Annotated in this window: 33 protein-coding genes; 23 read left to right on the top strand and 10 right to left on the bottom strand. The window is 44.4% G+C overall.

Annotated features, from left to right (window positions below):
* Nucleotides 1–13 precede the first annotated feature (13 nt).
* Nucleotides 14–664: a hypothetical protein gene (locus G9G54_RS14620; RefSeq protein WP_165178612.1), complete on the top strand. Its 651-nt coding sequence runs from the start codon at nt 14–16 to the stop codon at nt 662–664.
* Nucleotides 665–824: 160 nt separating this feature from the next.
* On the opposite strand, the gene G9G54_RS14615 is transcribed toward G9G54_RS14620, so the two are convergent.
* Nucleotides 825–1,754, bottom strand: coding sequence for an AraC family transcriptional regulator (locus G9G54_RS14615; protein WP_069081184.1), 930 nt, complete (start codon nt 1,752–1,754; stop codon nt 825–827).
* Nucleotides 1,755–1,953: 199 nt separating this feature from the next.
* On the opposite strand from G9G54_RS14615, the gene G9G54_RS14610 reads away from it, so the two are divergent.
* From G9G54_RS14610 to G9G54_RS14595, 4 genes are all read left to right on the top strand, one after another.
* Complete coding sequence (locus G9G54_RS14610; protein ID WP_013311369.1) at nt 1,954–2,232, top strand: Atu4866 domain-containing protein; 279 nt, start codon at nt 1,954–1,956, stop codon at nt 2,230–2,232.
* Nucleotides 2,233–2,271: 39 nt separating this feature from the next.
* Complete coding sequence (locus tag G9G54_RS14605; protein WP_165178611.1) at nt 2,272–3,009, top strand: SDR family oxidoreductase; 738 nt, start codon at nt 2,272–2,274, stop codon at nt 3,007–3,009.
* Nucleotides 3,010–3,228: 219 nt separating this feature from the next.
* The gene (locus G9G54_RS14600; RefSeq protein ID WP_013311367.1) at nt 3,229–3,507 is read left to right on the top strand and encodes an ArsR/SmtB family transcription factor; all 279 of its coding nucleotides are present in this window, start codon (nt 3,229–3,231) and stop codon (nt 3,505–3,507) included.
* Nucleotides 3,508–3,586: 79 nt separating this feature from the next.
* On the top strand, nt 3,587–4,759 hold the full coding sequence (locus G9G54_RS14595; protein WP_069081162.1) for an MFS transporter: 1,173 nt from the start codon (nt 3,587–3,589) through the stop codon (nt 4,757–4,759).
* 100 nt (nt 4,760–4,859) lie between these two features.
* On the opposite strand, the gene G9G54_RS25695 is transcribed toward G9G54_RS14595, so the two are convergent.
* Both G9G54_RS25695 and G9G54_RS25690 read right to left on the bottom strand, forming a co-directional pair.
* Nucleotides 4,860–5,033, bottom strand: coding sequence for a GNAT family N-acetyltransferase (locus tag G9G54_RS25695; RefSeq protein WP_238808085.1), 174 nt, complete (start codon nt 5,031–5,033; stop codon nt 4,860–4,862).
* Between the two features lies 1 nt (nt 5,034).
* Nucleotides 5,035–5,301: a hypothetical protein gene (locus G9G54_RS25690; protein WP_238808083.1), complete on the bottom strand. Its 267-nt coding sequence runs from the start codon at nt 5,299–5,301 to the stop codon at nt 5,035–5,037.
* A 445-nt stretch (nt 5,302–5,746) separates the two neighbouring features.
* On the opposite strand from G9G54_RS25690, the gene G9G54_RS14580 reads away from it, so the two are divergent.
* Nucleotides 5,747–6,118: a hypothetical protein gene (locus tag G9G54_RS14580; RefSeq protein ID WP_061828782.1), complete on the top strand. Its 372-nt coding sequence runs from the start codon at nt 5,747–5,749 to the stop codon at nt 6,116–6,118.
* Nucleotides 6,119–6,347: 229 nt separating this feature from the next.
* Here G9G54_RS14580 and G9G54_RS14575 read toward each other — a convergent pair whose 3' ends face one another.
* Entirely contained in the window at nt 6,348–7,352 is a 1,005-nt protein-coding gene (locus tag G9G54_RS14575) for a chitosanase (protein ID WP_238808081.1), read from the bottom strand.
* Nucleotides 7,353–7,618: 266 nt separating this feature from the next.
* On the opposite strand from G9G54_RS14575, the gene G9G54_RS14570 reads away from it, so the two are divergent.
* From G9G54_RS14570 to G9G54_RS14555, 4 genes are read left to right on the top strand one after another with little or no spacing between them, the layout of a single operon-like run.
* On the top strand, nt 7,619–8,401 hold the full coding sequence (locus tag G9G54_RS14570) for an isocitrate lyase/PEP mutase family protein (RefSeq protein ID WP_165178610.1): 783 nt from the start codon (nt 7,619–7,621) through the stop codon (nt 8,399–8,401).
* A 42-nt stretch (nt 8,402–8,443) separates the two neighbouring features.
* Complete coding sequence (locus tag G9G54_RS14565) at nt 8,444–9,004, top strand: bifunctional transcriptional activator/DNA repair enzyme AdaA (RefSeq protein ID WP_023989728.1); 561 nt, start codon at nt 8,444–8,446, stop codon at nt 9,002–9,004.
* Nucleotides 9,005–9,029: 25 nt separating this feature from the next.
* On the top strand, nt 9,030–9,515 hold the full coding sequence (locus G9G54_RS14560) for a methylated-DNA--[protein]-cysteine S-methyltransferase (RefSeq protein WP_165178609.1): 486 nt from the start codon (nt 9,030–9,032) through the stop codon (nt 9,513–9,515).
* Nucleotides 9,516–9,528: 13 nt separating this feature from the next.
* Nucleotides 9,529–9,804 carry a hypothetical protein gene (locus tag G9G54_RS14555; RefSeq protein WP_165178608.1) on the top strand — a complete coding sequence of 92 codons (276 nt, stop codon included), beginning with the start codon at nt 9,529–9,531 and terminating at the stop codon, nt 9,802–9,804.
* Between the two features lie 86 nt (nt 9,805–9,890).
* On the opposite strand, the gene G9G54_RS14550 is transcribed toward G9G54_RS14555, so the two are convergent.
* A complete protein-coding gene (locus G9G54_RS14550; protein ID WP_165178607.1) occupies nt 9,891–10,448 on the bottom strand; it encodes a YdhK family protein in 558 nt (185 codons plus the stop codon).
* Nucleotides 10,449–10,738: 290 nt separating this feature from the next.
* Between G9G54_RS14550 and G9G54_RS14545 the strand changes: the two genes are divergently transcribed.
* The 3 genes from G9G54_RS14545 (at nt 10,739) to G9G54_RS14535 (ending at nt 13,576) form a co-directional block, all read left to right on the top strand.
* Entirely contained in the window at nt 10,739–11,578 is an 840-nt protein-coding gene (locus G9G54_RS14545; protein WP_165178606.1) for a MetQ/NlpA family ABC transporter substrate-binding protein, read from the top strand.
* A 69-nt stretch (nt 11,579–11,647) separates the two neighbouring features.
* Nucleotides 11,648–12,823 carry an aminotransferase class I/II-fold pyridoxal phosphate-dependent enzyme gene (locus tag G9G54_RS14540; RefSeq protein ID WP_165178605.1) on the top strand — a complete coding sequence of 392 codons (1,176 nt, stop codon included), beginning with the start codon at nt 11,648–11,650 and terminating at the stop codon, nt 12,821–12,823.
* 42 nt (nt 12,824–12,865) lie between these two features.
* Nucleotides 12,866–13,576 (top strand): 5'-methylthioadenosine/S-adenosylhomocysteine nucleosidase, encoded by a 711-nt coding sequence (locus G9G54_RS14535; protein WP_165178604.1) that lies wholly within the window; start codon nt 12,866–12,868, stop codon nt 13,574–13,576.
* Between the two features lie 18 nt (nt 13,577–13,594).
* Here G9G54_RS14535 and G9G54_RS14530 read toward each other — a convergent pair whose 3' ends face one another.
* From G9G54_RS14530 to G9G54_RS14515, 4 genes are all read right to left on the bottom strand, one after another.
* Nucleotides 13,595–14,080, bottom strand: a complete 486-nt coding sequence (locus G9G54_RS14530; RefSeq protein WP_165178603.1) for a DUF5381 family protein — start codon at nt 14,078–14,080, stop codon at nt 13,595–13,597.
* Nucleotides 14,073–14,909 (bottom strand): hypothetical protein, encoded by an 837-nt coding sequence (locus G9G54_RS14525; protein ID WP_165178602.1) that lies wholly within the window; start codon nt 14,907–14,909, stop codon nt 14,073–14,075. Before G9G54_RS14525 ends, G9G54_RS14530 begins: the two co-directional genes overlap by 8 nt.
* Nucleotides 14,910–14,942: 33 nt before the next feature.
* Nucleotides 14,943–16,028, bottom strand: coding sequence for a WXG100 family type VII secretion target (locus G9G54_RS14520; protein ID WP_165178601.1), 1,086 nt, complete (start codon nt 16,026–16,028; stop codon nt 14,943–14,945).
* A gap of 270 nt (nt 16,029–16,298) precedes the next feature.
* On the bottom strand, nt 16,299–17,045 hold the full coding sequence (locus tag G9G54_RS14515; protein WP_185156305.1) for a hypothetical protein: 747 nt from the start codon (nt 17,043–17,045) through the stop codon (nt 16,299–16,301).
* A gap of 160 nt (nt 17,046–17,205) precedes the next feature.
* Between G9G54_RS14515 and G9G54_RS14510 the strand changes: the two genes are divergently transcribed.
* The 4 genes from G9G54_RS14510 (at nt 17,206) to G9G54_RS14495 (ending at nt 20,375) form a co-directional block, all read left to right on the top strand.
* On the top strand, nt 17,206–18,132 hold the full coding sequence (locus G9G54_RS14510) for a cell division protein ZipA C-terminal FtsZ-binding domain-containing protein (RefSeq protein ID WP_165178599.1): 927 nt from the start codon (nt 17,206–17,208) through the stop codon (nt 18,130–18,132).
* 20 nt (nt 18,133–18,152) lie between these two features.
* Nucleotides 18,153–18,854: a DUF1963 domain-containing protein gene (locus tag G9G54_RS14505; protein WP_165178598.1), complete on the top strand. Its 702-nt coding sequence runs from the start codon at nt 18,153–18,155 to the stop codon at nt 18,852–18,854.
* 177 nt (nt 18,855–19,031) lie between these two features.
* A complete protein-coding gene (locus G9G54_RS14500; RefSeq protein WP_165178597.1) occupies nt 19,032–19,499 on the top strand; it encodes a hypothetical protein in 468 nt (155 codons plus the stop codon).
* Between the two features lie 78 nt (nt 19,500–19,577).
* Complete coding sequence (locus tag G9G54_RS14495) at nt 19,578–20,375, top strand: hypothetical protein (RefSeq protein WP_165178596.1); 798 nt, start codon at nt 19,578–19,580, stop codon at nt 20,373–20,375.
* A 29-nt stretch (nt 20,376–20,404) separates the two neighbouring features.
* Here the strand turns inward: G9G54_RS14495 and G9G54_RS14490 are convergent, their stop codons facing one another.
* Nucleotides 20,405–20,827 carry a hemerythrin domain-containing protein gene (locus G9G54_RS14490; protein WP_025718091.1) on the bottom strand — a complete coding sequence of 141 codons (423 nt, stop codon included), beginning with the start codon at nt 20,825–20,827 and terminating at the stop codon, nt 20,405–20,407.
* Between the two features lie 169 nt (nt 20,828–20,996).
* Between G9G54_RS14490 and G9G54_RS14485 the strand changes: the two genes are divergently transcribed.
* The 6 genes from G9G54_RS14485 (at nt 20,997) to modB (ending at nt 26,704) form a co-directional block, all read left to right on the top strand.
* On the top strand, nt 20,997–21,785 hold the full coding sequence (locus G9G54_RS14485) for a YwiC-like family protein (protein ID WP_165178595.1): 789 nt from the start codon (nt 20,997–20,999) through the stop codon (nt 21,783–21,785).
* Between the two features lie 14 nt (nt 21,786–21,799).
* Complete coding sequence (locus G9G54_RS14480; protein ID WP_165178594.1) at nt 21,800–22,915, top strand: TIGR04053 family radical SAM/SPASM domain-containing protein; 1,116 nt, start codon at nt 21,800–21,802, stop codon at nt 22,913–22,915.
* Entirely contained in the window at nt 22,899–24,320 is a 1,422-nt protein-coding gene (gene hemG, locus G9G54_RS14475) for a protoporphyrinogen oxidase (protein ID WP_165178593.1), read from the top strand. The genes G9G54_RS14480 and hemG overlap by 17 nt, the downstream gene beginning before the upstream one ends.
* Before the next feature lie 109 nt (nt 24,321–24,429).
* Nucleotides 24,430–25,149, top strand: a complete 720-nt coding sequence (ric, locus tag G9G54_RS14470; RefSeq protein ID WP_165178592.1) for an iron-sulfur cluster repair di-iron protein — start codon at nt 24,430–24,432, stop codon at nt 25,147–25,149.
* 29 nt (nt 25,150–25,178) lie between these two features.
* Complete coding sequence (gene modA, locus G9G54_RS14465) at nt 25,179–26,030, top strand: molybdate ABC transporter substrate-binding protein (RefSeq protein WP_165178591.1); 852 nt, start codon at nt 25,179–25,181, stop codon at nt 26,028–26,030.
* Nucleotides 26,027–26,704, top strand: a complete 678-nt coding sequence (gene modB / locus G9G54_RS14460) for a molybdate ABC transporter permease subunit (protein WP_165178590.1) — start codon at nt 26,027–26,029, stop codon at nt 26,702–26,704. The genes modA and modB overlap by 4 nt, the downstream gene beginning before the upstream one ends.
* The last annotated feature ends 175 nt before the right edge of the window (nt 26,705–26,879 follow it).

Genomic DNA, 26,879 nt, shown 5'->3' with positions numbered 1-26,879 from the left:
TGTGAGTGGATTCATGTTAAAAGGTAATGGGTTCGTTTCTGTAGCTTGTACTGCACTATTGCTGGCTGTAACCATAGGGTGCACTCCCCATCCAGTGGGACAGGATGCTGAAACTGCGGCGCCGTCCAGGGCAAACAATGGGGAGTCCAAGCAAACTGTAGCCAATACGCAGCACACCCAGCAAAGTAAAGAGGAGCTAGTGCTGTCCTTTTATAAAGATTCATCCCTCAGTGATGAAGCAAAAGTCCGTCATATGACGGACCATTTAGCAGGAATCCAATGGGGAAAGATAAACGAAATCAAAGAACATCAAAGCCTGGAAATTATCGAATATCTGTATAGGCAGCGCGCTTTTATTCCATCGGAAAGCTTTGCAAATCTGATTCAGGCTTCTGACGGATTGGATGGAGCTTTAAGCGAAAGCTATGCTGGTCTTATGGGAGATTTGTTTACAAGAGATAGAACTGCGATGACTCGAGCATTGGCAAATATGGACAAAACCAACCGCACACAAGGTATAGGAAGCATCGGGTATGCTCTCAGCTCTAGAGAACCCAAAGAAGTCAAGAAAGAGATTCAACAATGGCAGGCAGGACAAAAGCTTACTACGGCAGAGAAGGATGTCATCCGAGCCTTGTTCGTCAAGCTGGATAATCCGTATTGATGCTCAAATAGTGATGACCACATGCATAGAGGAATATATTGAGCAGCCGCGTCTCTACCGGAGGAGCGGCTGTTTTGTGCTGTTTTTTACATCCTGGCATTTATGATTTGGATAAACGTTAGTAGAACCATTGGTTTCAGATGTTCATCTAACAATGGGTTCAAGTGGTCTGGTGATCCTGATCTGAGCGCAAGCGTTTAATATCACTAATTGGAGGCAGGCCGAACAAGCGGGCGTATTCGCGGCTGAATTGTGAGGGACTCTCGTAACCTACCTGAAAACCGACATCTGCCGCATCCGCTGATTCAGATAACAACAGGCGGCGGGACTCTTGTAGACGTAATTGTTTTTGATATTGCATTGGGCTCATAGCCGTAACCTCTTTAAAATGACGATGTAGTGACGAAGGACTCATATTCGCTAGTTTGGACAATTCCTCAATACGTAACGGCTTATCATAATCCTGCTTAATCCGCTTTATGACTTCTGCGATCCGGTTGGAATGGCTGCCGGTCATGACCAGTTGTTTTAAGGATTCCCCCTGATTCCCCTGTAAAATCCTATACAGTATCTCACGAATGACTAATGGAGCCAGCACCGGAACATCTTGCGGGTTTTCCAAAAGATGCACTAGCCTTACCACGGCATCCAGCAGTAGAGAGTTAGTTTGGCTTACATACAAGCCTCGTCTGGAATCAGGCATTGGGCTTGTGGGAAAAGCAGATTCCTTGATCAGGTCCAGAACCTGATGCGGATCAAAATTGAGCCGGAGGCACAAATAAGGAGCTTCTGCTGACGCTTGAATGACCTGCCCGGAAATCGGCAAATCCACCGACACAACAAGGTAATCGGATGTGCCGTAATGGTAACTTTCCTCTGCGAGCATCACGACTTTTCTGCCTTGTGCCACAATACATAAAGCAGGTTCATGGACTTGATGTATCGGTACGGTTGTATTTGAACTTCGGACGAAATGAAGCGAAGGTATGGCTGTAGTGAGAACTCCGTCCTGATTTGAAAATCGTTCTATAAGCCTTGCCAACTCGGCTTGTTTTTCCATGGTAGAACCTTCTATTTTGGTTGCCCCCATCATGACACATCCCTTCTTTGCAACGTAGCCCGTTTTCATTTTCAGTAGTTTATTACATATTAAGGGGCTTTGGAGGATTAGGCAATAATTTGCTCTGATTCTTCTACCGGGCTGATGGACATTCCTCTCATAATAAGATGCAGATACAACACCTAATGAGCAATTGAGAAAAAAATAGAAGTGCAAAGGAGTGGGAGTCATGGAGAGTAACAAAGCGGAAAAAAGTGTACACGCTTCGCAGCATCCCTATATAGGGATGTGGGTAACTGAAGACGGAAATATCCGTCACGAACTCTTGCCTAATGGCCGTTATGATGAAGCACGGGGTCAGAGACAAAGTGCCTATACAGGCAGCTATATCTTAGAAGATGACTATATCGAATATGTGGACGACACCGGATTTACGGCAGATGGTGTATTCAAAAATGGTGTTTTGTATCATGCAGGGATGGTTTTTTACAGGGAAGTAAAAAAGTAATCTGTTTCAGTGATATTTTTAACTAGAGGAGGAATAAGAATGTTGGATATTAAAGGGAAAGTCGTAGCTATTACGGGGGCAAGCAGTGGGATCGGTGAAGCTACTGCCCGTTTACTTGCTCACCATGGGGCTCATGTAATATTAGGGGCCAGACGGACAGAGCGACTAGAGGCTCTGACATCTGAGATTCGTTCTAAAGGTGGATCGGCTGATTATCAGCAACTGGATGTGACTAAGAGGGACCAGATGGAAGCGTTCATTAAGTACGCGGAAAAAACATTTGGGCGTGTGGATGTCATTTTGAACAATGCGGGAGTGATGCCTCTTTCAAAATTAGAAGCCCTGAAGGTAGAGGAATGGGATCGCATGATTGATGTAAATATACGGGGCGTTCTGCATGGGATTGCGGCAGGGCTTCCGATTATGAAAAAGCAAGGATTTGGTCAGTTTATCAATATCGCCTCTATTGGCGCGTATAGTGTAACCCCAACTGCAGCGGTGTATTGCGCAACGAAGTATGCGGTTCGGGCAATTTCTGAAGGGTTGCGTATGGAGGTGGGGGGAGATATTCGTGTGACGCTGGTATCGCCAGGAGTAACCGAATCTGAGCTTGCTGACAGTATTTCAGATGAAGAGGCCCGGCAAGGAATGAAAGAGTACCGTCGTATTTCGATTTCGCCTGATGCCATTGCCCGTTCCATTCTGTATGCCATGGAGCAGCCAGCGGATGTAGATGTTAATGAAATTATTGTCAGACCCACGGCAAGCCCGAATTAACGCCATGGCGTCCAAGATTCCCCCTCTCTACTCAGTCATTTTTCCCTCCATCCTTTATGGATGGGGGGGATTTATCGGATGAGAAAGAACATTATTCACACCACAGAGTGTAAAATAGCTGTACCTTTATAATAAACGGGTTTACTTTTACAAATGTTTGTGATAATTTTATTTCGACAAACATCGAAATTAAGACTGAACAGAAGGGAGCCGAACAAGGTGAAAGATACAACAGAGATGCAGCAGGCTGTAAAAATATATAAAGCACTTGGAGAACCGACTCGTCTCAAAATAGCACTTCTGCTAAAAGAGGAAAGTGACCAATGCTGCTCTGTGCTGGGCGAGAAGCTGAACAGTGTAGCTATTTCAACACTATCGCACCATCTGAAGCAAATGGCAGAGTCGGGGCTGCTCACATACCGTAAAGAGGGGACGTTTATTTATTACAGCTTGGATGTGGAAGCAGCGCAGAAATATGCCCCGTTCCTAATAACATAAATTTTTTTAGTCTTAATTTCGATATTTGTAAAAATATAAAAATATAAAAATATCAAAAGAAAAGAGGCGTTATTTAAAAATGCAGAGCACGTGGAAAGTGTATATTTTGGCAATTGTTAGTTTTTTGGTAGGCACATCCGAATACATTATCTCAGGCGTTTTGGATCAGATTGCAACAACCATGGGGATTACGGTGTCCGCAGCGGGCCAGCTGATTACAGTCTTTTCCCTTGCTTACGCGATTGGCACGCCGATTCTGATGGCAGTAACCGCTAAATGGGACAGACGCAAGCTGCTCTTGAGTTCCCTCGGATTATTTGCAGTAGCCAATGTCCTCTCCTTTGTTCTGCCGGGTTTTGGAATGTTTATCGCCGCACGTATTCTTATGGCCCTCGGGGCGGGGATGGTCGTGGTTACAGCACTGAGCATTGCTGCGAAAATTGCCCCAGCCGGCAAGCAGGCCAGTTCTATTGCTACGGTTACTATGGGTTTTACAGCCTCGCTGATTATCGGGGTGCCGCTTGGGAGAATGATATCTTCTGCATATGGCTGGAAAACCGTATTTCTCGGCATCGCGTTGACAGGGATTATTGCCCTAATTGTTATATCTATGACAATTCCCCGCTTAAAAGGAGATCGACCTGTCCCCTTACTACAACAGTTTGCTCTTCTGAAAAAGCCTGAAGTTGCTTTGGGATTAGGCATTACCTTCTTTTGGCTAGGTGGTTATTCACTCGCGTATACTTACATCTCACCGTATTTGCTGAATGTATCAGGTGTAGGAGAGGATATGCTAAGCTCAGTATTGCTCGCCTTCGGAATTGCCAGTCTAATCGGGTCAAAAATTGGTGGGTACAGTGCGGATAAAAAGGGTATACCCTTTACATTATTAGGGGGTATGGTGTTGCACGGTATTTCCTTACTCTTGCTTCCTTTTGCCGCTCATTCCCTGATCGCAGTATTTGCTTTATTGATCCTTTGGTCGTTCGCAGCCTGGACAACTGGACCTACTCAACAATATAATCTGGTCACACTTGTGCCTGAATCTTCCGGTGTGATGCTGAGTCTCAATCAATCTACAATGCAGCTTGCTATGGCAGCCGGAGCCGGAATTGGCGGTGTAGTTGTTGGTCAGGTTTCGCTGTCTTCCATCACCTGGTTTGGAGCAGCAGGGGTTGGTATCGCTATTGTGGCTACGTATTTACTTACACGAAGATCCTCAGTTCAAACACAAGTGGGTGTTACGGAGTAAAGTGTATAGATAAGTGAAGAGGAGGCCCAGTGATGAAGGTGACATTGCGGCCTTCTTTGATTTGAATGAGCAATAACATGCTCTCTTGCAGTTGGAAGGCTTATTCAAACGCAATATCAGTGATTTTGCCGCCTTCCTCAAAGCCGATATTTTTATAAACTTGATTGGAAACCGAATTTTTTAAATCTGCATATAGCATGGGTACTAAATGCTCATTTTCCAAAATGGAACATAGCTCGGATACCATTGCGCTGGCAAAACCTTTCTTTCGCAAATTAGGCGGGGTATAGGGTGGTTCCTTTTAAATAACGTAAGAGTTCTTCTATATAGGTCAATTTATAATCATCTGTGATTTGTTGTGAGATCCATAGCCAAGCCTTATGTCCGGGTGATTGAGCAAAGATCATATTTTTATCGGACGTTTTGAGGCATGTTGACTCTTCTGACTCACAAATTCGATGGATCAAATTGTATCGAACTTCATCAGCCAAAAATTGATTTTGATTTAATATATCGTCGTTTGGGACTAGTAGCTCAATCATGACTCCGCCTCCTAATGAGCTGTGACCTAAGCACTTGTAAAGTGAGTGCTATGAAGCTATGAAGATTCAGTTGTTATATCTACTAGGATTTAAACTTCCGCGCTATAAGCTTCTTATTTTTTTGTCGCCAAATCCATCTTTCGATAAAGTTTTTTTCTTTTCGTTCCTGAAGTGTTTCCTTCATACCCTTAATAAGAAATTCGGATCTTCGCTTGTCGTTTCTGCTAATTTCACGTAGTTCCTCAATAAATTTATCGTCCATGTCCGCATCTCCGTTAGTTCAGGATTTTCCAAATTGCTAAGCTAGATTATACAGAACATATGTTCCTTTTTCAAGTCTGCGTCTGCTCTATTCAATCACATAACTATTTTTAGATGGATGCTGCGAGGCCCGCGCCATTCGGATGGTGAAGCATAAGATAAAGTTGAAAGGAGGAATTACAACATGGACAACAAAGCATATGTATCTCAAACGTATCCACGTCTTACAGTCTACAACGAAGAAAATTTTCGGGGTTCCAGGAGAGTATTCAGAGGAAACCTAGGCATTCGTAATACCGATAACATTCTCGACGGCATCGAAAGTCTGCGTTTCTTTTCTACCAGCAGCAATGCTACACTTGTACTCTTTACTGGCACGCGGTTTAGAGGTAACTTCCGTGTGTTTAGAGGCAATCGCAACATCGCCGACCTGGATGATCTGATTCGCGGGAATGATGTGGAATCTATTATCTCTACCAATCAACGTTTGACGTTGCAGCAAATCCGTAATATCCGCAGTAGCGGTAGACTGCCATCTGGCTATCGAATCATCTAACAGCCTTATTTCGACTTCATAAACCATTTTACAAGACTGTTTCAGGAGCTTGCAACTTTCGGGCTTCTGGGACAGTCTCTCTATTTGTACACGCGACCTACATACTCGAATGATGAGAGGAACTGTATGGGAGAATGGGATGTTGTTAGCAGTCATCGCCAACTCAATGTTCATGAAAAATAGATAAAGGAGGACATACGATATGCCCTCCTAATGACGTATATTATATTTACTTCAGTTCCCAATTCGTTGCTTTGATCACAGCTGCATCTGCGTTCTTAAGATCTGTTTCGCCAGAAGCTAAGAGAGAGCTCCATTGCTTCACACGATTCTTACCATTGGGAGGTTGGTTATAATCATTGGTATCGACAACCAATGTACGCTTAGCATAGAAGCTAGTCATGAACTTCTTCTCATTCGTACTACTGCCTGAGCGTGAGAGGATTCCTTCAAGACTACCTGAATCACCAGTAGCGCCTTGATTGAGTGCTGTGTCGACAAATGATCCAATCGTCAGAGCAGTATTAAATCCGCGTTTCTGTGCTTGCTGTACACTATATTCGATATAGGTGTCATAGAACGTACGCCACATGGCTTCTCTCCAAGCTTCATTGTTTTGGAGAGCGTTGATCTTCTTCTTGATTACACTATCGCTATCGCTGAGTTTTAGAATTGAACCACTCATTTTCCCCTTCAGGCCAGCACGTGTTAATCCACCTGCAATGGAAGGGTTGCTAGCTCCACTAGCAGCATCAAAAGCTTTGAATAAGTCCGGACCATCGGGTCCTGTATCATTTGAACCGCCTGTTGTTGCTCCAAAGATACCGATTGTGTATCCGCGATTATCGCCGATATCTTCAGCATAGCCATAGAATTCAGTCCATTTCAAAGAATCTTGCTCTGGTTTGTTCACTAGCTTCATAATATTATCCCATTGCTCACCGTCAAGTCCTGTATTAGCCTTCAGGAACTGAAGTGTTGAAGGTGAGAAATTAGCATCATGATCAATAGCTGTAACCGTTGCTTGGCTAGTAGCTTCTTCGCTGGTAAGGGATATTGGCTCTATACTAGCTTCATTTGAATGGTCGAAGCCCTCATTTAAATCGATCGTTTTCTGTACCGGAGTTGCATTCTCTTCAGCAAAAGCCTTGCTAGGTGAAGGGCCGGACAAGCTGGAGAAAGAAGCGACTACAGTAAAGCTTAGCAAGATCATAAGGAACTTTGTTTTATACATATAACTCCTCCTATAATAATGTAATTGTGAAGGACTAAAAGCGTAGATTTGCATCTAACTCGAATTGATTTAGCAAGAGTATAGATAAGAAGCATAGGATTGAATAGAGCTTAAATAACCGTTTTTTTCAAAAATTATGATTTATATGTGAATAAATGGACCTAGTTGTTCCTAGATTCCTACAGACCATAAGTGCAAGAATGAGGACGAAACAAAGATAGTCTCTTGATAAAATGAGATACATCACATATCAGGAGGCTATATTTATGAACAAAATTCATCAGTTTCATGCACTTCACACATCAGAGGAACTTTTATTTTTAGGGAACGCCTGGGATATGCTATCTGCGGTGGCTCTGGAGAAGGCAGGCTTTAAGGCGATAGGTACGACGAGCTGGGGAATTGCCAATACGCTTGGATTCTCAGATGGAGAGCTTATTGATTTTGACCAGCATGTAAGCGTTATTCGGACGATTGCTGAGCATGTTCAAATTCCAGTGTCGGCAGATATTGAAGCAGGATATGGGGAGGATACGGCAACGATTGTTGAGCATGTTTTAAGGGTAGCCAATGTGGGAGTTGTAGGGATTAATATTGAGGATTCTTTGAAAACGCAAAAGGGACTTCGAGAAGTAGGCCTGCACAGTAACCTGTTGTCCAAAATAAGAACAGCATTGGATGCGCGTGGGTTTCAAAAGTTTTTTATAAACGCAAGAACGGATACATATTTGCAGATGGATGCCCCACTTTCAGAGACCATAGAGCGGGCCAAAGCGTATGTGGATAGTGGTGCGAGCGGAATTTTTGTTCCAGGATTAAAGAGTGATGAAGAGATCAGGGAAGTTGTGTTTCATGTACATGCTCCGCTTAATGTTTTATCCCTGCCGGGTCTGACGAATGTCCACCAGCTTCAGCAGTTAGGTGTTAAACGGTTTAGCTTTGGAAATGCATTTTCTGATAAGATAATAGTTGCTTTGCAAAAGAATGCCGAACAGTTGATAGAGCTTCAAGATACATCACATTTATATGAGGATTTTGCAAAATCCTGAACTAGATGAATATGAACTATAGAAAGGACAGAGCATTCGATCATGGCTAACCTTAGTCTTTCTTTTGAAGAAATGTGGGAGAAAATTATAGCGTGTGATCGTAAGTATGACGGGTTGTTTTTTACCGCTGTGAAAACAACCCGCATATACTGCCGACCTTCCTGTCGATCCAAAAAGCCGAAAAAAATAAATGTGGAGTTTTACTTTGATTTGGACAAAGTGGAAAAGGCGGGTTTTCGTGCTTGCAAAAGATGCCAGCCCCATACAGACCATTCGCCGTATATCAGACTTGTGCAGAATGTAGTAACCTTCTTGGTCAATCATTACAAGGAAAAACTTGTATTGCAGGATATTGCGGACCATATTGGAATAAGCTCCTTTTACTTGGATCGGATCTTTAAACAGGAAACCGCCGAAACCCCGCGTACGTATTTGGAAAAAATAAGAGTAGATAAGGCAGCCTATCTTCTTAAAAGTACAAATCTTACGAATCTTGAGATTTGCTATGAGACGGGATTCCAAAGTCCCTCCCATTTCTATAAGGCGTTTCGCAGCTTGAACCATTGTTCTCCTAGTGAGTATAGAAAGTTGAGTAAGGAATAGAAAAGGAAGGAGGGCGTATCCTTTTATGAGTGAACTTTACGTATTGAAGTATGTATCGCCGATTGGAGAGATAGAGATACAGGGCACAAATGAGGCTGTCTATTCTATTATGTTCTCTAATCGGAATGAGCTCTTAACGAGGGCTATAGAAAAGGTTCCAATCCAAGTATTAGCAGAATGCGCTACCCAGCTTGACGAGTATTTTAAAGGTGAGCGCTTTGAGTTTACGTTTCCTTATGCCTTTGAAGGTACGGATTTTCAGCAAAAAGTATGGAATGCTCTGGTGTCCGTGGGGTACGGTAAAACGACAGCCTATAAAGATATTGCTCTTGCTATTGGAAATGAAAAAGCGATCCGAGCCGTAGGCAGTGCTAATGGAAAAAATAAGCTGAGCCTTGTGATTCCATGTCACCGAATTATCGGTTCCAATCAGAAACTAACGGGCTATGCAGGAGGGCTATGGAGAAAAGAATGGTTGCTCCAGCATGAGAAGCGTTGTCTGAGGCCCTAAGGAGGGCTCATAGATGAGAGACATATATTTGAAAGAGTTTAAGCTGGGGAGCTGGGCCAACATGGTTCAGCTCTATCAGGAGCGATATGATCAGGTAGATCCGGCTATAAGAGTAAAAGTGGCCGAAAGTAAAATTCCAAAGGAGATTCAGATGGTGCTGCTGCCCGATATGGGGGAGTATTTGCTGACTTGGATGGATCGAAAAGTCCCCGCACTTGGCCACGAAACACCGTCGGATTATTTAAAAAGTGAAGAATCAGATGGCATGAACTTCATTTTAGCGAAGTAGGTTTGTCCAAACTCAAATAAAGCCGTATAAAGGGAGCCGATGTCAGGCTCCCCTTTGCTATCATAAGCGCCTGTGTTGTAAGAGTTCTAATGGGCTGAAAGCTCACTCTCCGTCACCCATTTATGATTTTTGACAGGCTCTCCTCCTGTAGTCGGCGTATAATCTACCATATATACGGTCGTTGGTTCTGCGGAGTCAATGGTAGCCTTAGCCCCATCCATCCCTTTCATATGATCTGCTGTAAGGATAACCTCCGTTCCCGGTGCATAGGGCTCGCTGCCTGCATCTTTAATCTCTTCATGAATAACCCACTTATGATTATTCACTTTTTCTTCTCCAGTGGTTGGAGTATATGAGACCGTATAAGCAGTAGTCGTATAAGCACCAACAATCGTGGCAGTGGCCCCATTCATGCCTGCCATATGGTCAGCTCGAATAGTCGCTTGGCTACCAACTTTGAAGGCTGGATTTTCCGCTTCTTTTAGTCCGGTAGGAAGCTCACTGGAAGTGGAATGGTTCATATCCGATGTGTCGTGCTGTTGACTGCTGTTTGTTGTGTGCTCCTGGTTCGGCGTGTTACTGTTTCCGCACCCACTCAAAATAATCATAATTGTACCAGCGAGCAAAGCCCATTGCATTCTCATATTTACAGCTCCTTTAGGGTTTTAATTACTTATTTTAAATATACCCCTAAGGGGTATATTTAAAACGGAAGTATATGACAAACGTGTGAAGTGTTTTGCTTTCAAGGGGATCTCCTGTTATGCCCTCTTTTTTGCTATGCAGAAGATGCGTAATTAAATGTTGTTGACAGTGAATAAAAAATCATTGTAATATCTATAAAACGCATCAAGTTACTTGGTATTTTGAGCGATTGTAAACATTCTAACTCACCAAAAGTAGATGATATCAAGGAGCAGGGGGAGACATCAAAATGAAGAAACCATGGATTTCATTTATATTGCTGCTGGGAGCAGTCGTGCTTTTTATTTCAGGCTGCGGCAGCAAGAATACGTCGGGCAACGCTGCGGGTGAAGAAAAGAAAACACTGCATATCAGCTTTAATCCCGGTCCATATAGCGATCAGTTTAAGAATGGTGTGGCTCCATATTTGGAGAAGAAAGGATATACGATTACATATAAAGAGTTTACAGACGGTGTTCAGCCCAATGTAGCCGTGGCTAAGGGGGATATTGATGCCAATGTGTTCCAGCATTCGCTCTACCTGGATTCTATGAATAAGCGGGAGAATATTGATCTGATTGGTGCTGTGCAGGTCCCGACTCCTCCAATGGGATTGTACTCCAGCAAGCATACCAGCCTTGACGAAATCAGTGAGGGAGCCCAAATCAACCTGCCCAACGAGCCAGTCAATATGCTGCGTGCGCTGAATATTTTGAAGGAAGTAGGCTGGATTACGTTAAAGGACAATATCAATCCATTGCAAACCTCGGTGAACGATATCACCTCTAATCCGCATCATCTGCAATTTGTTGCTACCGACCCGGCACAGGGGCCACGTGCACTGGAGGATGTTGATTTTGCGGCTATACAAGGGAACTTTGCTGTATCGAATGGAATAAAGCTGACCTCGGCATTAAAGCTTGAAAATATGACAGATCCGTTCACGAACGTGGTCGCTGTGGACAGCAAGAACAAGGATAAGCCCTTCGTCAAAGACATTATTGAAGGATATCATTCAGATGAATTCCAAAAGTACATCCAATCGAATCCTGATTATGAAGGCTACAAGCTGCCAAGCTATTTCAAATAATATGGGGTATTATCTTCTGCGGGCTGACGTTGTCAGCCTGTATCTTATGGATAGAAGGTGGAGATGAACGTGATTTTTTCATCCTCTGATCTCGTCAAGGCTCTGCCTGACAACTATTTTAGCGCAATGGATGACAAGGTGAATCTGTATAAAAGTAAGGGAATAGATGTAATCAATTTGGCAGCCGGCAACCCGGATCAGCCGACACCGGCGCATATCATCAGCACTTTGAAGGAAGCGGTCGATCAACCGATCAATCAGGGTTATCCGCCTTTTCATGGAAAAAAAAGTACGCTGGAGGCTGTCGCCGCGTTCTATAAACGGGAGTATCACGTGGAACTGGATCCTGACCGAGAGATTGCCATATTCAACGGCTCAGCCATAGGCGTAATGGGGATTCCCCAGGCGCTATTGAATCCAGGTGATTGGTTATTGACCACCGATCCGGCATATCCCCAATATTATTCCGCTGCTGCGCTGGCAAGAGCTCATATTCATACGATTCCGCTTGATGAGAAGCATGGCTTCTTGCCTGATTATACAACCGTGCCGGAAGAAATTGCAGAGCAGGTCAAATTACTCATGATTAATTATCCGAACAATCCGACTGGAGCAGTAGCTACTGCAGATTTCCTGACAAAGACGCTGAATTATGCCGCTCGGTACCAGTTTCCGGTTATGAATGATTTTGCTTACGGTGCTCTTGGATTTGACGGATATAAGCCGATTAGTTTATTGCAAATCCCCGGCGGCAAGGAGTATGGCGTCGAGACGTATACGGCTTCCAAAACGTATAACATGGCTGGATGGCGCTTCGGATTTGCAGTGGGAAATTCGTCCATCATTGGTGCGCTCAAGCATTATCATACGCATGCCTACAGCACTGTTTTTGGAGCGGTACAGGATGCGGGAGCTGTGGCATTGCTGGGCACGCAGGAACCGGTACGGGAGCTCGCGGCGTTATATGAGCGGCGCCGTGATGTTCTGATTGCAGCGTTACGGGGTATTGGCTGGGATGTAGCTGCTCCCCAAGGGTCTTTTTTTGCCTGGTTCAAGGTGCCAGAAGGGTATACATCTGCTTCCTTTGCAGACTTTTTATTGGACGAGGCGCATGTTGCGGTCGCTCCTGGAGAAGGCTTTGGTCGTGCAGGAGCTTCTCATGTGCGGGTCAGTCTGGTAAACAGTGAGGAAAGGCTGCTGGAGGCGGTGCAGCGCATCGCAGCAACGGGTGTTTTTCAAGTATAAGCTGGAATACAAGGCATTCATGGAGGGAGCGGGAAAAGAACTTTGAGTATAGCGATTATCGGAGCTATGGAGGAAGAAATAGCAGATTTGAAAGCGCAGATCGAAGGGATAAAGATGACCCAGATTGCGAACGGGATTTTTTATACGGGCCAGCTTGAGGGCAAGGAAGTTATTCTGCTGCAATCAGGAATTGGCAAAGCGAACGCAGCCTCGACTACGGCGCTGTTGATTGAGCGATATAGCCCGGAGCTTGTCATTAATACCGGATCTGCGGGTGGGCTCGATCCAGCGCTGCATGTTGGCGATGTCGTAGTGGCGACCGAGCTGACTTACAGCGATGTGGACGGAACGGCGTTCGGCTATACCTACGGACAGGTGCCACAGATGCCGGCAAGTTATCCTGTCGATCCAGCGCTGCTTGCTTTTGCGACAGAAGCGCTGGCGGAGACCAGGATTGAGGGGCAGATCGTCAACGGTTTGATTACGACGGCAGACTCTTTTATCTCCCAGGCTGAGCGCGCCCATTTTATCCGTAGCCAGTTTCCTGAAGCGAAAGTGACGGATATGGAAGGGGCCGCGGTCGTTCAGACTGCGTACCAGTTTGGTGTTCCATTTTTGGCTGTCCGTTCTTTGTCTGATCTTGCCGGTGTAGAAGCGGCGGATTCTTTTGACTCCAATCTTGATTTGGCTGCGGCCAACTCGGCAGCAGTGGTTGTGGCTCTTGTAGCTGCATATGATAGAGACAAGCTTTGATATATTCAATGGCACTATTCAGGAACGTTTTTTCTTTGGCTTGCCATGCTGGTTAATGAGAGTTCGAAGTTGTTTCCCTGCTTTGTTCAGCTCCATATCGTTCAACACATAATCGGTGCTGACTTCCCAGGTGCTGCGGTCATTCAGATGAAAAATAAAGGCAGGAAAGCGAGGGCGCAGCCATTTGCGGATGGAGGCCCCTTCGAATTCGACTTTAGTGATTGCAGCCCACGGGACAGTTCGAATACCATCGGAAATGCTGTGTTCGTCAAAGATGAACAGGTAGGTATCCTTACGAAGCGTTCTGCTCAAACAAACCACAAGATAGCTACCGAAAAAAGGAAGTCCGACAATGGCGGACGTAATAAAGAAGAAGATTTGGAGAGCTGAGATATCTTCGTCGATAAAAATGAGCAGCAGCAAAAACAGACAAATCAGCACAAACATCAAGCTGCCCATGGCCTTCCAAAATGCCAAAGATCTTCGATATACAATTTTATCCACGGAATACCGCCTCGTCGCGTACAAACTCCTGAATGAAATATGTTATCCGTTCTCTCCAGTCAGCTTCGGTTACACTTTCAATACGCAGACATGGGATGGCCTGCATATCCAGTTCTGTATTTCTTACAATCCACACATCATTCATTCCTTTAAGAACAAATAGCAGATTTGTAACGGAAGGTCCATCTTCATCTGTATCCGCGTATATCATCTGGCTCAAATTATCAAGGCTACACTGATTACGATCAAAATCCTCTCGCCAGTCTTGTATCATTTGTTGGGCCGACTCATGAAGCTTCCACGTTGTCATTTGCTGCATACTGAAGTTGGATGAGGTTAACTCATTCCACTGTTCTTCGGTCAGATCGACGTATCGGCTGTGCGCATTGAAGTTCGAAGCAAGCAGGCCGAACAATTGATCAATGTCATGATGCCAGTCTTCTGGGGAAGACCAGCGAAAGAAATGAAGTTCATTGTGACTGGAGAAATGATACAGAAAACGTTCATTTCCATGGTGTATCGTTAATGTATTTTGCTTATCCTGTTGCTCCTTGTAGCCACGTAGCATCTGACGACTTTGTACCAGATGAGCTAGCATTTCAACAATGAACTCATCAAATTCGAGCTGTTGTTGCTCGTCATCCCGTTGTTCCATCAGACCCTTGGATATCAGGCTATGCGTTGCAGCATGAAAAAGCAGTTCCCAGCGATCTTCGGTTAGTTCCCCGTAATAAGATTGGAGCAGACCAGAAGCCATATCTTCTGCGCCCAGTGCGGTCAAGGCAAAGCCTAGTTCCTCAAGCGTTAAAATTACCGTTTGTTTATCCATAGTCAGGCTCCTTCTCCATCTGTTAGGTATATGTCATTTAAATAGTTTGCTGGCCCAACGTATCCCTTTTTCGGCGAATTTGGCGACTTTTCCACCTGCCCAGCTTCCCACCGTACCGCCGACATAAGCACCGACGGCTGCACCGACCGGACCACCGATAGCGCCGCCTACGGCTCCCAAAGCGACAGCACCGCCATAAGTTGCGGCGGTTTTAATCGCTACGTTAGAAGCGGATACAGCCACATCCGTTCCGGTAAGCTTCCCGCTTTTCCATTTTCCAGCCAGACTGATACCCTCGCCCACAATATTCATGGTGGCATTAATAGGGTACAGCTTTTTGGCAATCATGCCGGGAATTTGGCGGGTAGCTATGCCATATCGGCCTTTTTCCACCCCGGCGATGACGTTCCGTGTCCACTGAGGAAAGCTGTTGGCTTTATTGAATCCGAGGCCGAGCTTACCCATTTGAAGCTTTCCAGCTAATCGATCAAAGCCCTTTAACCCCTTCATCACAATACCGGGTTTGGCGAATTGGCGGTTTAGGTTTTTGCCTAAATTACGCATAAAAGCATTGTTACCCTTGCCTTTCACCCATGCCGCATTATGTATAACTGCTCGAGTGGGATTCTTCAGACTTTTCTTGAATTCTACTGTTTTGGTGAGCACAAGTGTGGAAGCCAGACCGCTATAGATAGCTGTTCCGGCAAATCCCAGTTGCCCGCGCCATTTATTGGCTTCTGAAATGCTGTTAATGGCTATATCTGCTGGATCGGGTCCTTTTTTCCCGGAAGTTGCCCCTTCACTGTTGCCGATCTGTCCGCTGTGATCTCCTTTATTAATACCCGAGTCTGCTTGGGTATCTGTTTCCATGAATTTTACTGCAATGGAACGCAACTCTGTGCTGACAGAACCGACAGTTTGAGTGAAAGCATCCATTTGTCCACGCGCTTTATGAAAATCCTGATAAAAGCGCTGCTGTGTTGTTCCTGCCCAGCTATTTTCCAACATCTGAATATGCTGTGACAGTTGTCCGCAAATTTGTGCCCCCAGCTCACGTGCCTGTGCGAACTGCCTGGAAACCGCTTCTAGTTTCTCAGGAGGGACCATAATTTTAGCCATGATGTCCACCTCGGATGATTAAAATAATTACTTATATTTTAGTGAATCTAGTGGGGGTTAGCAAAAAAAGGAGGGGATTTTAGTGAAAAATAAGTCATTTGTATGAGTTCCTGAGGATTCATAAGGGAGAAAAGTAGGAGTGTTATGATCCGAAGTTCTTATAAGTTATTCATAACGAAAACGAAAAAAACCCCTCTTTTCAAATGGAGCTTTCCATTAGAAAGAGAGGCCTTCTTGCGTAGAGCTAATGCATGTTTCGCGTCGTATTAATTATTTTAGCGGAATCTGCTTGGACAGCTTTTCAAACTGCTGCAAGTGAGGAGTGACCTTGGCGGTAATTCCTTTGAAATACTTGATGGACGCTTGTCTTTGACGTTCTTTGGTAGCAGTCTCTTCAGGGAACATGGAGTATTCCTTTTGGACAGAGCCATTTTTATAATTTACGGAGAAGAGCTCTCCTTTTTGCCACCTTTGGACCAGATCTTGATTACTGTGCAAGATATTTAACACTTCTTTTCCATTTTTATAAGTGAAGCTGAAGTCTGGATCGGCCACAGCGTGGATCACTTGGTAGCCGTTCTGTAATCCATTGTTCTGAAAAGTACCTACTTGAATCTCGTTCGAACGTACGGTTCCGTCCATTTGTGTCACTTTTTCGGTCTGCGTACCCTTGCCGCTCATCGTGTCATTGTTCCATGTGCCGTTGTATACGATTTTATGATTTTGTCCATCTGCATCCGTGTATTGATTTATATATTTTCCAGTACCTGAACGCTTGCCATTCACAAAATCACCCGAATACTGCTTATATTCGCTCCATTTGATCGTACCACGTCCGTTGGGCTGCCCATTCTCAACCTCTCCATAGTAAGTCGTCTGACCAGATAGCTGAAGCAATTCCTTGGTTGCAGCCGCATTCGCCGCAGGTGTACTTACAGACAGCGCTCCAGATATCAGCGATGCGGACACCATAATAGGCAGAGACAGAGCTTTCCCTTTTTGCCAAAGTTTTTGTATCATGAGTTCTCCCCTTTCGAAGCTTTGAAATTCTAAAAAGTTATGTTCAACAACCCAGCACCGTTTTTATACTATTTTGTGCTTGGTGATTTATAGTTTAATATATATTGAGAATTATAGGAAACTGTAAAGTGAAAACAGCTAGTTAGGAGAGAGATTCATGAATTTACCTGAACATGGGAGTGAGGATGTATCTAGCATCCTTGCCGTGAAGTTGGAATATGAGCCTGTGAAGACCATAAAAGGAATCCATCAAGTGGAGCCTGATGCTAATATTTATTGGCTGATTGATGTGGAATTCAGTGGTTTTACGTTGTCAGATGAGGATATTTTGCAATTGCTCAAAGGATATATCGTGTATGGGCATGTCCATGATTTGCAGATGTGGACTAGTGTGGGGCGCAGACCGGCAGGTGAATGCCATTTTGATAAAATCTGTATTTGTATGGATATATTCGATAATGTAGAGATGCAGGTTCGTTTAGATGAAGCCAAGGTTGCAGACTTTATGAACACACTGCCAGCGTGTTTTCAGGAGAAGGGCACTGTTCATGTGCTTCCTCGGGAGGATGCTGCCCATGCACGTGCAAAAGCGGAAAAACTTAAAGCATTTACAGATCAGGAAGGTGAAAGGGAACACGCTGTCATGCTTAGGCTAGTAGCGGATCAAGGCCAATCTTACCGTGGAGCGGATATCTGGGATGTCATGCTGAGCCTCGGAATGGAGTGGGGAGATATGGATATTTTCCATGCACACCATCACGGTCAGGGAGGCTATGATGAACTATTTAGCGTACATACGGGAACCGAGCCTGGCTTTTTTGGGTTGAGTACACTCGCGGAGGATCGCTTTGCAGATTTGATTTTCAGTATGGATGGGGTACGGACCGTGCAGCCGCAAACTGTGTTTGAGGCAATGTGGAAAAGTGCCGAATATGCGCGCGCCAGACTTGGCGGGACATTAGTGAATGAACAGGGTCTGTCAGCTATGCCGGAAGATTATCTACATCAGATTCAAGAGATGGAGGATCGATTAAGAGAGTTTGGATTTAAAGCAGGCGAGGATGTTGTTCTGTTTCTATTTTAGATTAGAAAGGAGTGATTTCGTTGTCCAGCAACTCTATTGAGAAGCTAAGAACGATTCTAAAACGTAAAGCTACGATTTTTCATACAGGGGGTCGCAGACCGTCGGAATCCCTTGAACAGAGCTGGATTGGTAGAGTTACAGTGGCTTTGCCAACGGAGGAACAACCCATTGATGTACAGGGGAATGTTATGGCTCCGATCATGCAATTGTATTTGCCTGCCTTGCCCTTTGTCCCTGAAGCTATGCGCAGTGTCAAGCTGTTGACGGTCTTCCTGTCTCCCGATGTACTAGATCATGAGGACATGGAAGGATATATGTGTATTCGTGAGTATACGTCGGTAGAGGATTTGGTTGAAAAAGATTTTGGTCCGGCATTTATGCAAATCAAAGCATTTCCGCTGTTCCCCGAACTTAAAGAGAATGATTATCCGGTCTGGGACGGTGAAAATATCCCTGAGGAATACGGCGATGTTCTCAACCAGATGGACGAGGAGGAACCCGACTATTTTGAGGACATCGTAGAGGAAATATATGCGGTTCACAAAATCGGTGGCTATCCCAGCTTTATTCAACCAGGCATCGACTTTGGCGAGGGCTATGAATTTGTGTTTCAGATTGCCTCAGATGCCAAAGCCCAATTGAATATTGTAGATGGAGGCAGCTTTTATTTTGCCAAGCATCAGAATGAAGGAGTCTGGCGGGGGTACTTTGATTTTTACTAATAGGCTCATTTAGAGAGCAGTCTGGAACCGATCGTTTTGTAGAGCAGGTGGAAAATGATTTTCACAAGCAAATCATCGTGCTAGATCGGGCCTGGCAGGCCATTTTCAATCATGTGGACAAATGAGGACAGAGAGTAACTGTAGGAGATTGGCATAATAGCTGAAGGAGTGACAGCAATGAATGACTGGGAATCGGGAATCATTCAGATCGATGGTGAGCGTGCGATCTACTCATCTTTAACGGAAGATCAGTTGTTAGAGACCACTTGGTATTCGAAATATTTTCATTCTGTAAGAGAGCTAGGGAATGACTACATCTGGTATCATTTCGATCAGGTTTCTTTGCTGTGTCGGCATTTTTTTGTGTCCGTATGCTTTAAGGATACAAACCTAATTGTCGTGGAGATTTCGCTCCAGGGAGATGAATTTCCAACTTCGTGGGATAATTGGTCTGAGGAAGGAGAGAGAAAGCGACAAAGGGAGCATGATCGTTTGTTACAGCAACATTTGTCCGTAAAGCCAAGCTATCGTCAAACAAAGCCTTACCCCTATATGGAATATGAACTGAACTGGGGGAAAATCTCTTCTTATTTTGACCCCCGGTCGGGAAATACGGCCATTGCTTTTAAGTATAAAGATGAATAGTGATCTTACATAAAATACACGACAACCCTGCGCTTTGTGCTGGAGGTGAGGGTGTTGAATGAGTAAGGGAGATGTGTTGTGGATAAAAAGGCGAAAAAAATACTGATGAACACATTCTGGTCCTCTAGCGGCTGGAAGCAGGAGCGGGGATCTTTTTCGGGTGAGGATTTTGAATATGCCAAAAGTAAGGGCTTGATGTTCGATCCGATCACGATTACACATAACGAGATTATAAACAGGCTGCATGAGCTGCACCAGCAAAAGGCTACAAAAGAGCGAGTGGCAGCAGCGTTTTTGCACAGTCTTTCCACGAAAAAGGTTCATTTACGAAGCGCCTTATCGAGCTGGGCATTAACCGCAGGGCTTCCTTTGCACACCTATGGGGAGCGGCCTGTCGTCTTGCCCAATTACAGTAGCTGTGGGGATTGTAATTTTAATAAATTGATGTCTGATAAGGAATATGTCAATGAAGATTTGAATGTACTGAATTTTGAACGAATCAAATGGGGCGGTATTCGTCTGAACCACCTTCTGTATTGCTGGATGGACCTTGAATTGTTCAGTCAAGAAGAGGCTGTTCAGATTTCCGATGAGGATCTGACTATACTTCATAACATGCTCGAAGCTGTTCAGAACTGTGATGCTCAAAGCAGTGCACGTCAATTGGAAAAGCGCTGGAAGGATGTGTTTCCATCCAGCAAAAACGAGCGTGATGCAGTCATGGAGGTGTGGGGATATGCCGGACTGCTGGTTCCACAGGACACGCCTCGTAAACGACAGCACGGCAATCATGATTTTTATTCCGTAGCAGCTTGGCAAGGAGATGACGGATACTCACAGGAGGCGTTGGACTATTTCTTCGGTACGTTTTTATAGAGAAAGTGAATCGTTATGTCACATCTTGATCATGACGGTTCCTCAAACAACAAACGTTCTTCTTCCCGACTATGGATGGCATTGACAACCAGAAGCGCGTGGAACTGCTGAAGAACTTCAGGCGTAAGCCCTTCTTCACGGATCATGGCTTTGAGCTCTTTTACAATGATTCGGAGCAGATCATGATCCCGTGTAAGTTTGACAACAGCCTCCTGCAGTTCCGGTTTTTTCTCGACCATTTCCTGATAGAATCCTTCCTCTTCTGCATCAGCATGGCTAAGAATGCGGGTTTCCCAATATTCGATCAAGTGGTCGGCAGCCTGGCGCGCCACCTTGAATTCTTTTGCTTCGAGTAATTCCTCTACTTCTCTCGTCTTATCTAGAGCGCCAGATAGCCCGCCTTGATGAATGGCATGATGAGCATGCAGTTGACGTAAAGAAGGTCCTCCCATAACAGTTCATCCTTTCTTTGTACCCTTTTTTAGTACAGTATAGCATAAGAAAATAGCGTTATTTTTCCGGTTAGGATTTTCCCCCCTAAGGAAAAGGGAACTCCCTAATTGGTTCAATTTCATATAATACTTAGAATGAAGTTAGAAGATAAAACTCAATCTTGGGGGAATGGATGATGAATCGATTAACCGAAATAACAGACATAAAAAAGATTGTGAAAAAAGGATCAAGGGTTTGAAGGGGATGAGCAGATACATACCCAATCAACATGGAGCCTGGGCCATGCTCATTCTTCCATTTTTATTCGGTTTAGCTGCTTCTCGAGGGGAACTCATTCATATCCCCCTATTTGTGTGCTGGTTTTTTATCTACTTATTCAGTTTTCCTGTCCTCCAATGGATCAAAACAGGCAGCAGTGAAAGATACCGCAAACCCGCCGTTGTATACGGAGTGATATTACTTCCTTTGTTAATTTCACTGATATGGTTTGAGACTGCCTTGATCTGGTATGGAGCTCTTCTATTGCTCTTTTTTATGGCTAATATTTATTTTGCAAAAACGAAAAATGAACGTGCTTTACTTAATGACATTGTTGCAATTCTACTCTTTTGTTCTTTTATATACCCCGTTATTTATATGGGGGGAGGAGAGGATTGGAGAGTAGCAACAGAGCTATTCTTACTTTTGGTGCTTTACTTTATCGGAACTGCTTTGTATGTCAAAACGATCATTCGTGAAAGAAAAAATATACGTTACCATTATGCTTCCGTCATCTATCATTTGGTGATTTTGTTGTTTGCTACTTGCTTAAAGTTACCTCTGTTTGTTCCTTTTTTGATTTTTTTGATGCGGGCCATATGGCTTCCTAAACTCGGATTAAAGGCAAAACAAGTTGGCATGGCGGAAATTGGATTTTCAATGATGCTCTATGTTTTTGTATTGTTTTTATACTTCTAAAAGGAGAGACATCAATGATATCTTTGAAAACGCCGCGTGATTATCATACTGATCCGTTTATAGTCATCTGGGAGGTTACACGAGCTTGTGCTTTAAAGTGTCTTCACTGTAGAGCGGAAGCTCAGTACAAACCTGATCCTCGCCAGCTGACACTAGAAGAAGGTAAGAAGCTGATAGATCAAATCGCTGAAATGAATCATCCGTTGGTTGTGTTCACAGGCGGAGATCCTTTGATGCGTCCTGATCTATTTGAACTGGCTCGATATGCAATTGAAGAGAAAAATCTGTCGGTTTCAATGACCCCCAGTGCCACACCTAAAGTGACACGAGCAGCGGTAGAAAAAGCAAAGCAAGTTGGGTTATCGCGGTGGGCTTTTAGTCTGGACGGTTCATGTGCAGACATTCACGATCATTTTCGGGGTACGGTGGGTTCTTACGATACAACCATGCGAGGAATTGGTTATTTAAAGGAGCTGAATATCCCTATTCAAGTGAACACTACGGTGTCCCGGTACAACCTCCATGATCTGGAGCGAATTGCAGAAAGGGTAAAGGAAATGCAGGCCGTGTTATGGAGTTTATTTTTCCTTGTTCCAACCGGACGTGGCATGGAGAAAGATATGATTACTCCTGATGAGCATGAAGCCGTAATGAAATGGTTGTATCAAATACAGCAACAGATGCCGTACGGTGTGAAGGCTACAGAAGCTCCCCACTACCGGAGGGTCGTACTGCAGCAAAAGCACAAAGCAGGTGAGAGCAGTGTAGCAGACGGACAAAAGAGGGCAGATGTTTTAGGACGTGCTCCTAAAGGCGTAAATGATGGAGATGGATTTGTTTTTATTAGTCATATCGGCGAAGTATACCCGAGCGGTTTTCTGCCTCTTATGTGCGGGAATGTACGAAACGATAGCCTGGCAGATATTTATCGCAACTCTCCGATCATGATGAATCTTAGAGATAAGTCCCTACTTAAAGGTAAATGTGGAGTCTGTGAATTCAAGGCCATCTGTGGGGGCTCCAGAGCAAGGGCTTTTGCAATAACAGGAGACTATTTGGAGAGTGACCCTTATTGCGCTTATATACCCGGGGTTGGAGAGGAAAAGTGTTTTCATGAAAAAAAGTTCTAAAAAAGTCGTTATTCTCGGTGGAGGAATAAGTGGTTTAAGTGCTGCCTTTTATGTGAAAAAGCTGGCTGAGGATCGGCAGCTTGAAGTGGAGATTACACTGGTGGAGAAAAGTGAACGTCTGGGAGGAAAGCTGCAAACCGTTCGCCAAAACGATTTTATGATCGAAAAAGGACCGGATGCTTTCTTGGCCAGAAAGACGGCAATATTGGATTTGACCATGGAGTTGGGGCTGGAAGCAGAGCTGGTATCGACAAACCCGAAAGCCAAATCTGCTTGCATTTTGCATAAGGGCAAACTTCATACGATGCCGATGGGCTTCATTCTGGGCATCCCAACAAAGCTGACTCCTTTCATTCGGACAGGACTTATTTCTCCACTGGGAAAAGCACGGGCAGCCCTGGATTTAATCATTCCGGCGAAGAAAGGTGATGCGGACGAATCTCTAGGTGATTTTATCAAACGGCGTCTTGGCAAAGAAGTTCTGGACCAGATTACAGAACCTCTGCTGTCTGGAATTTACGCTGGGGATACTCATTCTCTGAGCCTTATGTCAACTTTCCCTCAATTTAAACTAATGGAACAAAAGCATGGAAGTTTGATTAAGGGTATGTCTAAAGGGGCGGGGAAAAAGCCAGCAGTACAAGACAAACTGCCGGATATCGCTAAGAAAAGTATGTTTCTTTCTTATCGGCTAGGATTATCTACGATCGTGGAGCGGCTAAAGGAAAGGCTGGATACCGTACGTTTTGTTATGGGGCAAGGTGTAGTTGAAGTAAGGAAGGAAAGCGGTTATCAGGTCATTTTAGAACACGGACAAAAAATAGATGCGGATGCGGTGATCTGCGCTGTTCCAGCTTTTGAAGCGGCTACATTATTTTCCGGCGTTGCAAGCGCTAGCTGGTTACACAAGATTCACTATGTTTCCGTAGCCAATATTGCTCTTGCTTATAAAAACACAGATCTTAATTTTGCTTTTGAGGGAACGGGATTTCTAGTCCCTCGCAAAGAAGGCAAAAAGATTACGGCATGTACTTGGTCTTCGACGAAGTGGAGCCATACTGCTCCTGAAGGATATACGCTTTTACGGACCTATATCGGACATGCAGGCGCACAGGAGTGGATTCAGATGACAGACAATCAACTTGTGGATGCCGCGCGCAAAGACTTGAAAGATTTAATGGGCCTGGAAGCGGAACCGGAATTCGCCGAAGTCAGTAGGTGTGATCGATCGATGCCGCAATATCCGATTGGACACAAAGAGCATATGGCGAAGATGAGACAGGACTTCGCACAGGATTTACCGGGTGTTTTTCTATGCGGTGCTGGCTATGGGGGCGTTGGAATTCCAGATTGCATCGCTCAAGGGAAAGAAGCGGCTGAACAGTTGCTTTCTGATTTTTTATAATCAGGCTCTTTCCACTAGTGAAAGAGGGAACCCCCTGATTGGTTCAGCTTTAAGGGAGACGTAGAATGAAAGTTAAGCATAAAATCGAAGTAAGATGGAGGAATGGAAGATGAGCCAGTTAACGGAAGAAACATGGGTGGCGGACATTGTGAAAGCAGTACCCAAAACGGGAGATTTGTTCCGCAAACTGAGGATTGATTTCTGCTGTGGAGGGAAAATATCGCTCCGTGAAGCAGCAGCCAATCGAGGCCTCCACGCTGGTGAGCTGCTGACGCAGATACATGAAGTGGAAGAAAAGCAGGCACAGCATAAGCAAATGCAACCTCCTTCACTCGAACCAAAAGAACTAATCGCCTATATTCAAAATGAGTATCATACGAAGCTTCGGGAAGAACTATCGGCCTTAACGCCGTATGTAACCAAACTAACGCGGGTTCACGGTGAACGTTATTCGCATCTCAAGCGAGTTAATGAACTGTTCACCTTGCTTAAACAGGAATTATCGGAACATATTCAAAATGAGGAGGACCTTGTGTTTCCGATGATTGAAGCATTTTTACAAGAATCAACAGTGGAACGAGCAGATGAATTAAATCCAATTTTATCCAAGTTTCAAGACGAACATCAAACGGTGGTGGAATTCCTGAAGGAAATGCGCTTGATCACAAACGGCTTTGAGCCAATGCAGGAAGCTTGTGGTACGCACCGACTCGTATTGAAGCGGTTAGAAGACCTGGAAGCAGATATTTTTAATCATATTCTTCTTGAAAATTGTACACTGATCGAACGTACGAGACAGGCACAGCTAATAGCGAAACCCGTTAATTGATAATGAACTAACATGAGGAGCCGAACCAAATGCATAAATTAATTAAAAGTAGCACTGTTTTCGTTTTGGTTATTTCCATCATTTTATTATTATCAGGATGCGGTACGAAACAACAACTAGATTCAAATGTTGGCAGCGCGGGTCAGAACGGATCTTCCAGCCAGACATCTTCGAAAACGGCTGAAACTATTGAGCTTACCATATCCGCAGCAGCAAGTTTAACGGATGCGCTCAAAGAAATTCAGCATTCATACGAATCAACCCATACAGGCATCAAATTGAATTTTAACTTCGGCGGCTCTGGTGCGCTGGAAAAACAAATTGAGCAAGGAGCGCCGTCGGATTTGTTTCTGTCCGCTTCGACCAAAAACATGAGGTCCCTTGTTGATCAGCAGTTAATAGATACGAAAAAACAAAAAACGTGGCTGACGAACGAATTGGTCGCGGTTATCCCTGCAGACGGGACGATGAACATCGCGAGTGTTAGCGATTTAACAAAAAAAGAAGTGAAGAAAGTTGCAATCGGAATTCCTGAAAGTGTTCCTGCGGGCAACTACGCACAGGAAGCGCTGACGAAAGCGAAGCTTTGGGACACGTTACAGAACAAGCTGGTTCAAGCGAAAGACGTTAGACAAGTGCTGCAATATGTGGAAACTGGGAATGCAGATGTCGGATTTGTATATAAAACAGATGCATTGACTTCACAAAAGGCAAAAATCGCCTTTGAGGTAGATCCTACAACCTATTCACCTGTTGAGTATCCAATCGGGATTGTCAAAGCTACAAAGCACATTCAAGAAGCCGAAGACTTTTATGCCTACCTACAATCGCAAGAATCTCTGAATATCATGGCTAAGTCTGGATTTACCATACCGAAGTGAGCATGCAAGATATAGATTGGAATGAATATTGGCCTCCTATCCGATTATCGTTGCAGGTTGCACTATTATCCAGCGTTCTGGTAATCATATTAGGCTTGCTTGTGGCATGGTCCATGTCTCGGTTGGGATTATTTAAAGGGAAAACGGTTGTTGAAACCGTGCTTATGCTGCCCTTGGTACTCCCACCGACGGTTGTTGGTTTTTTACTGCTCATATTACTTGGACGAAAAAGCGGGTTCGGACGTTTTGTAGAGCAATGGTTTGGAGAACCTATTATATTCTCGTGGTGGGCAGGGGTTATAGCAGCGGTGGTAGTAGCCTTTCCTCTAGTCTATCGGACGCTGAGAATGGGATTGTCTTCTGTTGACCGGGACTTGGAAAACGCGGGACGTTCGATGGGTGCAAGTGAATGGCAGGTTTTTCGATATATCACCTTCCCTTTAATTTTCCCTTCTTTTAAAGCTGCCTTTATACTCGGTTTTGCCCGCGGTCTGGGCGAATTTGGTGCTACGCTGATGATTGCCGGAAATATTCCGGGTAAAACACAAACGATTCCGACGGCCATTTATATTGCAGTGGATGCCGGTCATCTTCCTATGGCCTGGGCGTGGACATACTCTATCATACTCATTTCTTTTATCATGCTCCTGTTAACAGGCCAAAAGAACAATTAATTACTTCATATAAGCTTCCCTTTAGTAGAGGGAGGCTTTTTTGTATCTTTCCATAGAACGAGGGATTTCCTGTAGCGCTATAGGACATTCCCTAATGGGAACAGAGATGAATGAATTACATAATGAGAGTAAGCGAATGAGTCTTCCCTTGGAACTTGCGTTGGGATGATTTTTT

This window comes from Paenibacillus sp. EKM212P (genome assembly GCF_011066115.1).
Lineage (GTDB): Bacteria > Bacillota > Bacilli > Paenibacillales > Paenibacillaceae > Paenibacillus > Paenibacillus polymyxa_B.
The sequence above is the reverse complement of the archived record's forward strand: the minus strand, read 5'-3'. Positions and strand labels throughout refer to the sequence as shown.